The 976-nt window shown below is 62.5% G+C and carries 1 protein-coding gene; it reads right to left on the bottom strand.

Translation table 11 applies throughout. The features are described from left to right. Window positions 1-887 (bottom strand): IS481 family transposase (locus XI08_RS09940; protein ID WP_271574276.1); only part of this gene is annotated, 887 nt, incomplete at its 3' end. Window positions 888-976 lie beyond the last annotated feature (89 nt).

Here is a 976-nt window from a genome sequence, read left to right as displayed (position 1 = left end):
AGGCTGCCGTGCGGGCGATGCCAGTTGTAGTGATGAAGCCAGATTGGCAGGTTTTTGGCGCGCTGGTCTGATGTGTCATAGGCGCGAGCGTAGGCCCATTCGCGCAGCACGGTCTGGATGAAGCGTTCGGCCTTGCCGTTTGTTTGCGGTCTGTAGGGTCTGGTGAAGATGTGCTTGAGGCCGAGCTTCCTGCACGCTCTGGCGAAGACCTTGGCGCGGTAGCAGGAGCCGTTGTCGGTCATGATGCCGGTGACCTTCATGCCGAGGCTGCGGTAGTAAGTGACGGCCTCCTTGAGGAAGGCGATGGCGCTCTCCTTTTTCTGATCCCGCCGGATCTGGGAGAAGGCCAAGCGCGATGCATCGTCGATGGCCACGTGGACGAACTCGTGGCCGGCGCCGCGGCTTTCGCCCTTCTGGCGATCGTGTGTGATGCGGTGGCCTGGTCTTACGAACCTGCCGAGCTTCTTGATGTCGATATGGATGAGCTCGCCGGGGTGCTCGCGCTCGTACCGGCGCACCGGCTCGGCGGGCTCCAGATCGCGGATCCGGCTTAATCCCAAGCGGCGAAGGATACGGCTGACGGTGGCCGGTGACACCTCGACCTCGGCAGCAATCTGCTTGCCGGTGTGGCGCTGCCGGCGCAACGTCTCGACGACGGCGCACGTGGCCGGCGGGGTTTGGCTCGGCGATGAATGAGGTCGCGACGAGCGGTCGCGCAAACCATCCACGCCTTCTGCGCGGAACCGCTTGACCCATTTGGCCACGGTTTTCGGTGTCGTGTTGAACTGGTTTGCCGCGTCAGCCTGGCTCAGCCCGCCCTCGACCACGCCTCGCACCATCGCCTCTCGACCTTTGGGCGTCAAAGGCGCATTCTTGTGGACGTTCATCTGGTCTCTCCTTGGAACACTGAAGCTTCGCAACCTCAGCTTCCTCGGTTCAGACCAGATGGACAACCTCCTGAGACACCAAAGTTAGC

This window comes from Bradyrhizobium sp. CCBAU 11361 (assembly GCF_028128935.1).
Classification (GTDB): domain Bacteria; phylum Pseudomonadota; class Alphaproteobacteria; order Rhizobiales; family Xanthobacteraceae; genus Bradyrhizobium; species Bradyrhizobium niftali.
Note: the sequence above shows the minus strand (reverse complement) of the source record. Positions and strands in the feature narration are given on the sequence as shown.